The sequence below is a fragment of the Mucilaginibacter sp. GW822-FHT03E02 genome, from assembly GCF_058801545.1.
In genome coordinates, this window is the sequence record NZ_JBXANJ010000001.1 from 5,999,319 (window position 1) to 6,011,942 (window position 12,624).

10 protein-coding genes are annotated in these 12,624 nt (G+C 43.4%); 6 read left to right on the forward strand and 4 right to left on the reverse strand.

Annotated elements, in window-relative coordinates; genetic code table 11:
• Window positions 1-53: 53 nt before the first annotated feature.
• A complete protein-coding gene (locus tag AC1RM2_RS25035) occupies window positions 54-413 on the reverse strand; it encodes a response regulator (protein ID WP_492987845.1) in 360 nt (119 codons plus the stop codon).
• Window positions 414-463: 50 nt separating this feature from the next.
• Window positions 464-874, reverse strand: a complete 411-nt coding sequence (locus AC1RM2_RS25040; protein WP_492987846.1) for a response regulator — start codon at window positions 872-874, stop codon at window positions 464-466.
• A gap of 496 nt (window positions 875-1,370) precedes the next feature.
• On the opposite strand from AC1RM2_RS25040, the gene AC1RM2_RS25045 reads away from it, so the two are divergent.
• The 3 genes from AC1RM2_RS25045 to AC1RM2_RS25055 all read left to right on the forward strand — a co-directional run bounded on the left by AC1RM2_RS25045 (window position 1,371) and on the right by AC1RM2_RS25055 (window position 8,044).
• Complete coding sequence (locus AC1RM2_RS25045) at window positions 1,371-3,839, forward strand: TonB-dependent receptor (RefSeq protein WP_492987847.1); 2,469 nt, start codon at window positions 1,371-1,373, stop codon at window positions 3,837-3,839.
• A gap of 79 nt (window positions 3,840-3,918) precedes the next feature.
• Window positions 3,919-4,809 carry an ankyrin repeat domain-containing protein gene (locus AC1RM2_RS25050; protein ID WP_492987848.1) on the forward strand — a complete coding sequence of 297 codons (891 nt, stop codon included), beginning with the start codon at window positions 3,919-3,921 and terminating at the stop codon, window positions 4,807-4,809.
• A 118-nt stretch (window positions 4,810-4,927) separates the two neighbouring features.
• A complete protein-coding gene (locus AC1RM2_RS25055; RefSeq protein ID WP_492987849.1) occupies window positions 4,928-8,044 on the forward strand; it encodes an AsmA family protein in 3,117 nt (1,038 codons plus the stop codon).
• Between the two features lie 107 nt (window positions 8,045-8,151).
• Here the strand turns inward: AC1RM2_RS25055 and AC1RM2_RS25060 are convergent, their stop codons facing one another.
• The gene (locus AC1RM2_RS25060) at window positions 8,152-9,300 is read right to left on the reverse strand and encodes a DUF3095 family protein (RefSeq protein WP_492987850.1); all 1,149 of its coding nucleotides are present in this window, start codon (window positions 9,298-9,300) and stop codon (window positions 8,152-8,154) included.
• A 212-nt stretch (window positions 9,301-9,512) separates the two neighbouring features.
• Here AC1RM2_RS25060 and AC1RM2_RS25065 point away from each other — a divergent pair, with 212 nt between their 5' ends.
• The 3 genes from AC1RM2_RS25065 (at window position 9,513) to AC1RM2_RS25075 (ending at window position 11,025) form a co-directional block, all read left to right on the forward strand.
• The gene (locus tag AC1RM2_RS25065) at window positions 9,513-9,869 is read left to right on the forward strand and encodes a VOC family protein (protein WP_492987851.1); all 357 of its coding nucleotides are present in this window, start codon (window positions 9,513-9,515) and stop codon (window positions 9,867-9,869) included.
• 247 nt (window positions 9,870-10,116) lie between these two features.
• Window positions 10,117-10,542: a helix-turn-helix domain-containing protein gene (locus AC1RM2_RS25070; RefSeq protein ID WP_492987852.1), complete on the forward strand. Its 426-nt coding sequence runs from the start codon at window positions 10,117-10,119 to the stop codon at window positions 10,540-10,542.
• A gap of 69 nt (window positions 10,543-10,611) precedes the next feature.
• Window positions 10,612-11,025 (forward strand): VOC family protein, encoded by a 414-nt coding sequence (locus AC1RM2_RS25075; RefSeq protein WP_492987853.1) that lies wholly within the window; start codon window positions 10,612-10,614, stop codon window positions 11,023-11,025.
• A 120-nt stretch (window positions 11,026-11,145) separates the two neighbouring features.
• Here the strand turns inward: AC1RM2_RS25075 and AC1RM2_RS25080 are convergent, their stop codons facing one another.
• Window positions 11,146-12,573 carry a DUF2142 domain-containing protein gene (locus AC1RM2_RS25080; RefSeq protein ID WP_492987854.1) on the reverse strand — a complete coding sequence of 476 codons (1,428 nt, stop codon included), beginning with the start codon at window positions 12,571-12,573 and terminating at the stop codon, window positions 11,146-11,148.
• Window positions 12,574-12,624 lie beyond the last annotated feature (51 nt).

The following is a 12,624-nucleotide window of genomic DNA, read 5'->3' on the forward strand; positions in this document are numbered from 1 at the left end:
TCAAAAAAATAAAGCTAACTTTTGACTCAAGACTTAGTACTATTAACTTACCCCTAATTCAACAGCTTATTGATAGCTTGTACCAGTTTATCAATATCAAAAGGCTTGGGGATATAAATATCGTAGTTGAAATTGGCTAATGAGATGGCCTGGCGGTGATAAGCCGAAATAAGTATAACGGGGATATGGTTAGTTTCCCTGGTGCTTTTAATGGTTTGGCATATTTTACCACCATTCATACCGGGGAGCATATAGTCGGTTAGTACAAGGTCGGGTTTGTAGGTTTTTATAGACTGAATAATGTCGTCAGTATGGGTTAAACCCGTGACCGCAAAATTATTGTAAACCAAAACATTTTCAATTGTACTTAAAATGTCGGTATCATCCTCAATTACCAAAATGCTTTTCAACATGGATAAAGAAGTTTAGTTTCGTTAAATGTTAATATTACAGTGCTGATGCTTTAGGCAACTTCAAAAATGGCCTCGGCCTTTTGCCTGTTCATTGGTTTTGAAATAAAATCAGAAACCAAAGGGTTCATCCGCGACCGCTTGATGTCTTTCATTGATATCGACGAAGATAACAGATATATTTTACTTTGCTTAAGCGGATCGATATTTAGCCTGGTAAATTCATCCAAAAAATCCCATCCATCCATAACCGGCATCCTCAAATCTAAAAATATATAGTCAGGAAAAAGATGAGGTTCGGTTTTGCTAATATGCATTAGTTTGGCAATAGCGCTTGGGGCATCGCTACAGGCATCAATCCTTGAATTTGACATTACCCTTTTTACCACTTTTTCAAAAATAATATTATCAATCTCGCCGTCATCTATCACCAGGATATTGGAGGCCATGTTTTTTTGATCCATTGAAATTAAACTAATATTTGCGAAAATGTTTACTAAGGAAAAAGTTTCCTTTTGGTTTTAACTGTTTTAATTATAGGGGGAATAAAAACAGGACTATGCAAAAGCTAATTTAGTTATTTAAGATCAAAATAACTAAACACTTATTGTTAAAATACCCCGTTTTTTAACGGGGTGTGTAGTAGGTGTTTTAACGGGGTGTATAATGCCCGGTGCCATATTTACGCCTCCCGCTAACATCCTGTTGTCGTTTTTGCAAATGCCCGCCTGGGTAAATGCCGTATGGTTCGGCTGGCTGTTTAGGCTTATCTCATCTAAACTCTTCTCTCTTTTTATTTTATTTCTCGTAGTGGTGTAGATATATCAGTTTTTAATTAGGCTAAACATCTTGATTAATGTAATTATAATTATTAATTAGCTTTATTTATTTAATAAAATTAGGTAAGACTAATTATTTTTATTTGCTTTGTGTGTTAAATTAAAATTGATCTGAAAACAAATGAAAATATTATACCTCATTTTAATACTCTTAATACCATCAATAAACGTTTTGGCCCAGGTTGGGGCTTTAAAAGGCCGCCTTACAACCGGCAGCGAGCCGCTGGCTTATGGTTCCGTTACTATAACAGGTACAACTATAGGCACTACGGCCAACCAAAAAGGTTATTATCAATTACAAAATATAGCGCCTGGTAATTATGAAGTATCTTTTTCGGCAATTGGGTATCTCCCCGAAAAATTAAGGGTAACTATTGCCAAACAACAAACCGTTATTTTAAACAGCAACCTGAAAGAGAGTTACTCAAAACTGAACGAAGTGGTTATAACGGGCGTATCGCGCGCTACCGAATTGCGGCGCAGTCCTGTGCCTATCGCTGTGATGACAAAAAAGGAGATGAACATGAATGTGAACAACAATATTATTGATGCCATAGTAAAGGGAGTGCCCGGCGTAAGTGCCGTTACCACAGGGCCTAATATCTCCAAGCCTTTTATAAGAGGACTGGGTTATAACCGGGTATTAACCTTGTATGATGGCATCAGGCAGGAGGGACAGCAATGGGGCGATGAACATGGTATCGAGATTGACCAGTATGGCATTGGCAGGGCCGAAGTGATAAAAGGCCCGGCCAGCTTAACCTACGGCTCGGATGCCATTGCCGGTGTTATTAACCTGATTCCCGCTATACCTACCGGGGCAGATAGTGTGTTAAAAGGCGACTACGTTGCCGATTATCATACCAACAACGGGATGATTGGTACATCACTTGGTCTGGCTTACAAAAATAAAAGCTGGCAATATACCTTTAGGGCCACAGTCAAAGCAGCGCATGATTACCGCGATAAAATTGACGGCCTGGTTTATAATACCGGTTTCAGGGAGTACAATTTGTCGGGTATGGCCAGGGTTGACAAAAAATGGGGCTACTCCCAAATAGCGGCAACGGTATATGATAACCGGCAGGAAATTCCCGACGGCAGCCGCGATTCACTTACCCGCCAGTTTACCAAACAGGTAAATGAACTTGCTGCAGATAATATCAAAAGCAGGCCTTTGGTTAGCAGTAATGAATTAAACTCATATACTATAGCTCCGCTTCACCAGCGCATTCAGCATTACCGCATTTACACCCACAACCAGGTAAAACTGGCAGATGGCAGCAGCCTTGATGCCACGCTTGGCCTGCAGCAAAGCATCCGCAGGGAGTATAACCACCCTACTTTAGCGCAGCAGGCCGGTTTGTACGTAGTACTTAATACCCTTAATTACGATTTGAAATATAATTTACCCGCATTTGCAGGTATTGAAAGTACTGTGGGCATTAACGGTATGTACCAGGCCAACCGCAGTAAGGCCGCTACCGATTTCCCGATACCCGATTATAACCTGTTTGATGCCGGCGCTTTTTTCTTCGCCAAAAAAAGTTTTGGTAAGCTCGATGTTTCGGGTGGCCTGAGGTACGACAACCGACACATCAGCTGGAGTGATTTTTATGTAGGGCCTAATGCCGCCAATGGCTTTGAACACCAGGTTAAACTGCCCGATACAACCGGTGCTCATCTCCAGTTCCCGGCATTCAAGCATGTATATAAAGGTTTTTCGGGCAGTTTGGGGCTCACTTATAACATTAACGAAAGGCTGCTGTTTAAAGCCAATATTGGCAGGGGCTACCGGGCGCCCAATATCACCGAAATTGGCTCCAACGGCCTCGACCCGGGCGCGCATATTGTTTACCTGGGCGACAGGAGTTTTAGTCCCGAATTTAGCCTGCAGGAAGACCTGGGTATAATTGCTTACCTGAAAGATGCAGACTTTATTGCCGAGTTTTTTAACAACCAGATTGATAATTATATATACCAGGCTAAGCTAACCGATGCGGCGGGTAATCCTGTAATAATTGTTCCGGGTAATAGCACCTATCAGTACCAGCAATCAAAGGCCCGGCTTTATGGCGCCGAGTTTACGGTTAATTTGCATCCGCAGAAGCTAAAATGGCTGGCTTTTAATAATAGTGTAGCGTATGTTACGGGCATTAATCAAAATCAGCAGCTTATCCAAAAATCGAATGGTGCGGCAAAGTATCTGCCTTTTATACCCCCGCTGCATTTGCGTAGCGAGGTAAAGATCACCCTGCAGCAGGCTTATGGGGTGTTTTCAAAAATATGGTTTAAAACGGAGGCCGATGCTTATGCTGCTCAAAACCGGTTTTACGCCTTGGATAATACCGAAACGGCCACGCCCGGCTATACGCTTATCAACATTGGTATGGGTACAACAATAAAACGGAAGTCGGAAAAGACCTTTTGCGAAGTTTTTTTCCAGGTAGATAATTTGTTTGATACAGCTTATCAATCAAACCTGAACAGGTTAAAGTATTTTGAATATTATACAGCTTCGCCCAATGGCCGCCTGGGTATTTACAACATTGGCCGCAATGTGAGTTTTAAAGTGATATTTCCGTTTTGATGGAATGAGATTTTTAATTTCTTTTAAATACATCTGTATCTTTAATTGATAAAAGCTATTTAACATTCAATTAAGGAGGATGAAAAATTCTGACATTACCAATCCGCTTTTCCGGCAGGCGGTGGAAGCTATTGAAACCGGCGATATTGGACTATTAACCACTTTGATAACCGAAAACCAACGGTTGGTACAGGATAAGCTCGACCTTCCCGAGCCCGGTTATTTCCAAAATCCTTACCTGCTTTGGTTTGTGGCCGATAACCCTATCCGCAATGGCAAGCTGCCTGTAAATATTGTGGCTGTTACCCAGCTACTCATAGGCTTTGTAAAAGAATTTGCTGCCGGTACCGTGCAACATCAGCTGGATTATGCCCTTGGCCTGGTAGCAACCGGAAGGATCCCCCGCGAATGCGGTGTGCAAATAGCCCTGATGGATGCACTGATTGATGCCGGCGCAACACCAGGCGGCGGTTTGGGTGCATTGGCCCACGGCAATTTTGATGCGGCGGCCCATTTAATTAAGCGCGGTGGCAAGCTTACATTGGCAGCAGCCATTGGGCTGGATAGGATGGACGATGTAATCCGTTTTACTGCCGGGGCGGATAAAGCCGAATTATTAGTAGCCTTAACCGTTGCCGGTTTTTACGGCAAGCCGCAAATGATAACCTACCTGCTAAACCTCGGTGCCAACCCAAATGGTTACCCGGAAAATAGCTCGGGTTTCCACAGCCATGCTACACCGCTACACCAGGCTGTATATTCCGGCTCATTGGAGTGTGTAAAACTATTGGTCGAGGCAGGGGCAAGGCTGGATGTGCCCGACAAGGTATATAACGGCACACCCCTTGGCTGGGCTTTGCACATGGAAAATGACGAAAGCCCAAACGAAGAAGCCCGGAAGAATTTTTCGGAAATAGCGGCGTATTTAAGGAAAGAAGCTCATTCAAACTCCCGCCAGGGAGAGCTTTAAATTAAAAGTCTCCCCAACCGGGGGAGATTTAGAGGGGGCTTGTCTATTTTGTAGCTAAATTCTACCAACAGCACAACTTTTTGCTCTATCTTTATGGCACCCGATCATCTATATTTTTATGCCCATCCACATTAAAAAAATACTCGTTAAAACGCTTAAAATTACAGGTATTACCATAGTGAGCCTGTTGGCATTAATGTTTTTACTGCCATACTTATTTCCGCAAACCATTACTAATAAAATAAAGCAGTGGGCGGGTAGCAGTATTAACGGCAAGCTCAATTTTTCGGGTACAAGCCTGTCCTTCTTTAAAAAATTCCCGGCGCTTACGCTTACGTTGAATGATTTTTCGCTCAATGGGAGTGCCCCTTTTCAGAATGATACGTTGGTTGCTGCAAAAGAAATTTCGCTGGCTATTGATCTTTCCTCGGTATTTAAAAGCAAAATCAATATTAATAGAGTTTATCTGAACCAGGCCACCATCAATATTCAGGTTGATAGCGCGGGGCATGCCAACTATAACGTGTACAAGGCCAAGCCCGCTCAACCGGCTCAGGCAGCGGATACCGCAAGTGCATCATTGGGGATTGAGCAGATACTGATTGAAAAAAGTCACCTGGTGTATAATGATAAATCGATGCCACTGCTGGTTGATGCCCGCGATTTTAACTACCAGGGCAGGGGCGACCTGAGCAAAGATGTGTTTGACTTGTATACCCATACCGAGATAGGCTCTATCGATTTTACCTACGGCGGCCAAACCTACATCTACCATAAAAAAGTAAATGCCGATTTGGTTACCAGTATCAATACCAAATCGCTTGCTTTTGTATTTCAAAAAAACGACCTCATGATTAATGCTTTGCCGGTTGATTTTAAAGGCAAGTTTGAGTTTTTGAAAGACGGTTACGATATGGATTTCAGGATAAAATCTGATCAGCAGGACCTGAGTGATATTTTTACCGCCCTGCCTGCCCAATATGCCAAATGGACCGATGATACCGAACTGAATGGTAACGGGAAGATAACGATGTCGCTTGTTGGTAAGTACATTGCCGCCACCAAACAAATGCCCGATCTTGATTTCAGCATGAAAGTACGCGATGGTTATATCGCCAATAAAAAAACGCCCGAGCCGGTAAAAAATCTGTACCTGAATATGGAGGCTAAAGTGCCGGGTTGTAATCCCGATAGCCTGAACCTGAATATCGATTCGGTGTACTTTAATATCGGCAAGGATTACTTCGGATCGGTAATTAAAGTGAAAGGCGTTAAATCGCCGCAAATCTTCGCCAAAATAAATACCGAGATTGACCTGGAGAAATGGAACAAGGCCTTTGGAGTAAAGGCTTTTGATGTAAAGGGCCGCTACTCGCTGCATATGGTAGCCGAAGGTAAATACGCCACCGGGATCAGGAAAACCGGTATCAGGCATCATATTGACACCGTGATTACCAGCATCCCTAAGTTTACGCTGCATTCTGCTTTTAGGGATGGATATTTTAAATACGCCAACCTGCCCGAGGCCATGAAAAACGTAAGCTTTAACCTTGATGCAGCCTGCCCCGACCAAAACCCCGCCCATGCCACCATGGCCATGACCAACCTGAATATTAACGCGCTGAACAATTATATAAAAGGTTATTTAAAACTAAGCAACACCACAGGCGCCTTAATTGATGCCGACCTGAAAGCAAAGTTTGACCTGGCCGATATCAAAAAGTTTTACCCGGTTGATAGCATTGGTTTGCGTGGCAACCTGGATGCCGATGTACAAACCAAGGGCAGGTATATCCCAGCCAAAAGAATATTCCCGGTTACCAACGCGCAGATTGATTTGCATGGCGGCTACATCCAAACCAAATATTACCCGCATCCGGTTGAAAACCTGGAGATCAGCACAGCCATCAGCAATAGCACCGGATCATTGAAAGGCCTGAAGGTGGATATTAAACCGGTATCCTTCACATTTGAGGGGCAGCCATTTATGCTGAAAGCCAACCTCAAGAACTTTGATAACCTGGATTATAGCATTAAATCGCGCGGATCGTTGGATATTGGTAAAATTTACAAGGTGTTTGCCATGGCAGGATACAATGTAAAAGGCCTCATCACCACTAACTTGTCCCTTAAAGGCAAACAAAGTGACGCCACGGCCGGCCGGTACGATCAATTGGCCAACTCGGGCACCATGAAGGTGAAAGACTTAATTTTAACATCCGAGCTGTTCCCCAAGCCATTCCTTATTAAAACAGGCTTGTTTAGCTTTAACCAGGATAAAATGAAGTTCGATCAGTTTACCGCTAATTACGGTAAATCGGTTATTGTGCTTAATGGCGCGTTGTCCAACGTGATAGATTATGCGGTAAAACCCAATTCGCCATTAAAAGGCGAGTTTAATTTAAGCAGTGGGCTTATCATTGCCGATGATTTTACGGCTTTTGCCAGTGGCCCATCTACCCCGAAAGCCGCCAAATCGGGCGTTATCCTGGTACCCGCCAACCTCGATCTTAATTTTACGGCCGATGTTAAAAAAGTAAAATATAACGGCCTGGATATTAATGATGCCAAAGGACAAATGAGCGTAAGCAAAGGCCAGATAGTTTTAAAACAAACCGGCTTTACTATGATAGGAGCACCGGTGGTAATGGATGCCACTTATGGTAGCATCAGCCCGCAAAAAGCTTATTTTGATTACCATATTGATGCAAAAGATTTTGACATTAAAAGGGCTTATAAAGAGGTAAAGTTGTTTCATGATATGGCCACATCGGCTGCAAGTGCCGAGGGTATTGTATCGTTAGATTATAAACTAAGCGGCAAGCTTAACGGCGATATGAAACCCATTTATCCATCGTTGAAGGGTGGGGGAGTGCTTTCGGTTAAAAAGGTAAAGGTAAAAGGCTTTAAACTATTTAGTGCCGTGGGTAAAACAACCGGGCGCGATAGCCTGGGTGGTAAAAATGATGTAAGCAAGGTTGATATTAAAACCACCATAGCCAACAATATCATCACCATTCAGCGTACCAAAATGAGGATGGCCGGCTTCCGTCCGAGGTTTGAGGGGCAGGTAAGTTTTGATGGCAAGCTAAACCTGCAATTTCGCCTTGGCCTGCCGCCGTTGGGTATCTTCGGTATCCCGATGACTATTACCGGTACCCAGGAAAAACCGATAGTTAAATTAGGCAAAGGCAAAAAAGAGGATGAATTAAAGGAGACACCGGAAGGGGAGTAGGGGTGCTTTGTTATATAAGTATTTGATTCATATTTAATATGAAATGAAATGACAATACGTTATTAAGGGACAAGTAAATCAAAAAAAATTAATGCAACGGATATTTATTACCTATTCAACTTAGCCTTTATTACTTTGGCGGCCTGGGTGTATCCGCCTTCGGCGCCATCAACAAAGTGAATGTGGCCATCATCAAGGTCACGTACATAGCACGACATTACAGATTCGCTGCTTACGTGCAGGCCATAGCATAGCTCACAGTCGGTTTCCATTTTGTCCAGCGCGCTTTGTAGATTCTTTCGCTGCGATAAAGTGCCGCTGATAACGGTATTTATCTTCCCGTCGATTACCAGCGTGTCCGACATTTCTACAAGTTTTTCCAGGTAGTGTTTGCCTTTCCTTGTGCTGAAAAAGATAAGGCCATATAAATTGATCAGCCAGGCTATTATCAGTTCAAAAAAAGGTACCCTGCCCATACTCACCCGCATTTCGGTACCAATGCGGTTAAAGGTGGTTTTAAGCTTCAACTGGGCTACAGATATAGGTGTCCGCTTTTTTTCATCACCGTAAATCTCATCTATATGGCACATTACTTTTCTGAAAACTTCCGGTTGCCTGTCTTCATCAGATGCGATAACCAATAGCGACAGTACTTCGTTGGTGTTTTCGGGCGGGGCTATTTTATCCCAGCGGCATTGCATGCCGGTAAGGTCAAGTTCATTTAACAGGGCCTCGTAGTTTGGCAGCATATTGTGCCCTTTAATAATCTTTTCGGCATAGCTTAACCCATTGCCCAAAACAATGGGGATTGAAAAAGCTTCGGAAATGCGGTGTTTGGCTATCCGGAGCTTATATCCCTGGTCATAAACCTGTTTTATTGGCAGGGTGCCGGTGCGCAGGTCAATCTGAAAGTTAGCCAGCGTGTTTTCCCGGTACAGTACAAGCGCCTGCATTGCTTCATCTAAAATAACGGGCGGTACCATAAACGTTGCGCCATCGCCGCCAAAAAAGAAAGGGACGGTAACACCGGCCTTTAAGGCAATGTTAAGCACGGCAACAATGCTGCCCGTAGCAATCAGATTAACATTTTGCGAGCCGCCAGCAAGTACAGCCAGCGTTGAACCTTTAATATCGGTTATGATAACATGCCAATCATCAGGGACATCCCTAAATAAATCTTCTCTAATAAAAAGATCGCCAAGCGGGATGTTGTTAACCGGCAGGCTACCATAAAATTGATGTTGATTTGCTGACATGAATGTATAAATATACCAACCATATTAATTTAAACCGCCTGGTTTTTGCCAACATGCTTTTATTGTTTTTGCCCGGTTTAACCCAATTACGAAAAAGGGCACGGCAGCGATTTAAGAAAACATAGAAATATTATTTGCTTAACTCATAAGTTACCTATAAACTTGGTTAATCCATATTTAACCCTAAAAACCTCTTAATCCGAAGTTATATCATGAAAGCAATTGAAATTATCACTATCCCGGTAACCAACCAGCAGGCCGCCAAGGCATTTTACATGAAACTGGGTTTCGAAGTAATTGTTGAAGCTCCTTTTGGGCCCAATGGTTCGCAATGGATCCAGATGGGATACCCAAACTCAACAGTCTCTATCACCCTGGTAAACTGGTTTCCGGAAATGCCTGCCGGCAGCGTTCGCGGCTTCGTAATTAAAACCGACGATCTTGACGCCGATATCGCCGACCTTACCGCCAAAGGCATCCAATTAGGTAAGGTTGACGAAACGCCATGGGGGAAATTCCTGGGTATCAAAGATCCGGATGGAAATGTGATGAGCTTGCACGGGGACTGAATTGATATGCAGATATTAGATGTGCAGATATGCAGATTTCAGATGTGCAGATGGTCTGAACCGGGATTCGTCGGATTAACGGATGATTGGATTTTTAAGGAGAAGACATACAAATTTTTTTCAAAATCAGAATAATCCTTTAATCCGACGAATCCGGGTTCAGACAAAATTCTGCAAATTCTCAAATTCTGCAAATTCTGATTCCAACAAATTCCCCGATATTTACCGGCATTGTAACAGCAAGCTAATGAGTGGCATGGCATCATTCCCGAAGATTTATTTGTACAGGCGTATTGTGCATGCCAAGCTTTTTATTGATGGCCATTATCACGAGGCTATTAACCTGGATGATATTGCCGATGAAGCTTTTTTCTCGAAGTTTCATTTTATCCGGCTGTTTAAAACCACTTATGGCAAAACCCCGCACCAGTACCTGATAGCGGTGAGGGTGGAGCAGGCCCGCCTGCTTTTACAGAAAGGCGCATCTGTAACCGGGGCTTGTTATGCTGTAGGTTTTGATAGTGTTACTTCTTTTTCGGCTTTGTTTAAAAAGATAATCCTTGTATCGCCATCGGTATACCAGCAGCGGGAACTTCAAAGAGCCGCGGATATGGTGAAGGCACCGCTGAAATTCATCCCCAATTGTTTTGCGCAAGAAAACGGCTGGGTTTAAAACAGCAATTTTGGATAGGTGAAGCCCATTGCTAATATCCATATTTGAGGCAAATAAACAATTGACGCCATGATCACAAAAATGAACCATGTAAGCATATTTGTTCTGGACCAGGATAGTGCTTATGATTTTTACGTTAATAAACTGGGCTTCAAGGTGCATACAGATGCATCCATGGGGCCGGGGATGCGCTGGCTTACCGTATGCCCGCCGGAACAGCCTGAACTGGAAATTTCGCTCATGGCCATTGCCGAAGGCATGATGTTTAAAAAGGATGCCGCCCAGCAAATGCGCAACCTGGTAAGTCAGGGCACCTTTGGATTTGGCGTATTTGAATGTAACGACCTAATGGCAACTTACGAGGAGCTGAAAGCAAAAGGCGTTGAGTTTAAAAAAGAGCCTACCAAAGAGTTTTACGGTTTTGAGGCACTGTTTAAAGACGACTCGGGCAACTGGTTTTCCTTAGGCGAAAAGCAAAAATAAAAGGATAGTGTTAAGTCAACAGTACAAAATGGTAAGCCTAAAGGTGAATTTTTTCTTTTTTGACTTAGAACTTAAGACTTTTGGCTAAAGGCCATCCGTCAATTCATCGTTGACACTACATTAATAATACCTGCTGCAGATAACCTGTATCATGATGATGGCCGAATATACCGGGAATAATAAAACAACCGGTAGCACGATTGCTTTTAACCCAGCGAAGCTGCTGTTTGCGGGATAGCCACATAAAGCCAGCGCGATAAACGGAAAAATAGGAATAAGGTACCTGCCCTGCATGCCGCCGAGGGTTGGCGATTGGAGGGCTGTCCAGGTAACATATTGGGCCGATATAACCGCGACGATGGTGAGGATACCGCAAACCAGCAAAGCTATCCTGAGCCTGGTGCTGCCTTTGATACCCAGGCTGATCAGGATACCTAAAACGAGGCAGATGTAGGCGTTGCGGTAATAAATATCGGGTAACTGCACATCGAGCCAGGCCAGTACGCCTACAAACATACGGGCTACGTTTTGTAATGCCGTTTTATCAAAATTAAAAAACATGCCCATGAACCTGAAGGGGTGGTGCAAAATGTACAATACCTGTAATTTTGAGTTCAGTCTCATTTCGGCAGGCGCAAACTTGATCATGAAGCTGCCATGATTGATGATGAGCCAAAGCACCAGTATCGCAAAAGGGACAATAATGCCAATCACCTTTTGCTTTGGGTTAAGTTTTAAAAACAGGAATAAAAAAGCGAAGATGATATAAGGCGGTTTGGCAATGCCGATGATAGTTACCAGGATAACCATAGTGTACAGTTTCCATTTGGGCTGATGTTTATCGCCAAAGGCGAAATCGTCTATAAACCCAACGAGTAGAAAACAACAGCTGATTAAAACAGCATCCTGGCTTACCGAAGCGAATAATGATACCGTCATTGGGAAAAGTAGCACGATGAATAGTAAAATATTACTTTGCCTGGCCAGCATCAGGGCGAAGAAGCATAGCGTTACGCATAGCAAACCATTCAGTATCCTGGAAAGATATAATGTATTCTGGATGCTTAAATGAAGTAGTTTACCCATCGTAATACCCAGGGCCTGCATTAAATAAACAACCGGAGGATAAATAGCCGTATTGCCAAAATTGAAATAAATGATGCCCGTGTGCCACTGTAAGTTTTTGGCGCTATCTGATTTTAGCGCCGCCACTTTTACGTTGTTGTTGCGTGCAAGGGGGCTGTAAATATGATCAAGCTGGTAAATGCCCTTATCAACCCTGAAGCCGCCTTTATCCGGGTAAACTATAGCCGGATCTTTTGATATCGAATCGGCGGCCGTAATGGGGTGCGCCTTGTCGTACACAAAGGAGGGAACTAATTCAAGCCTTGAAACCTGTTCGGCGCGGGCAAAGTGGTTGGGCTCATCGGGGCTTTGAAAAGCAGGGGTTATTACGGCTATGATAACCACCAGCGGCACAGCATACAAAAGGTATATGTAATGCAGGCGCCGCCGAAGGCTGTTGTAAAAAGTATTAAAAGTAAACATAGGCATCGGCACAAATCAATAGCGAAGCTAAGGATTATGCGCGAAGAAAAG